Origin of the sequence: Micromonospora sp. LOL_015 (genome assembly GCF_048060275.1) — a bacterium.
Taxonomy (GTDB): Bacteria; Actinomycetota; Actinomycetes; order Mycobacteriales; family Micromonosporaceae; genus Micromonospora_E.
In genome coordinates this window covers 1-304 of sequence record NZ_JBHMIO010000220.1, presented here as the reverse complement: position 1 = coordinate 304, position 304 = coordinate 1, and the positions used below count along the sequence as shown (strand labels likewise).

The following is a 304-nucleotide window of genomic DNA, read 5'->3' as shown; positions in this document are numbered from 1 at the left end:
GCCGGGGCCGACCTGACCGACGTCGACACGGTTCCCGACGCGTTCGACAGGCAGGGTCTGCCGGTCGTCCACCTCGCGAGGGTGGTCGGGTACACCGTGCCCGACCGGGTCGGTAACGGCACCGGCGAGGTCGTCACCCTGATCACCAGCATCGTCGACCCCCACGACGCCCGCGCCGACGAACTCGCCGCCGCGTACCACGAACGCTGGGAGGAGGAAACCGGCAACGACCAGCTCAAGACCCTGTCCCGCACCGGGTTTGATGGAGACATCGAAACCTGGGAGGAACACCAGCGATGCCCGC

At 68.8% G+C, this 304-nt stretch carries 1 pseudogene; it reads left to right on the top strand.

Annotation, left to right across the window (positions count from 1 at the left end):
- A pseudogene (locus ACFHWU_RS29575) lies at window positions 1–304 on the top strand (hypothetical protein); the annotation flags it as partial.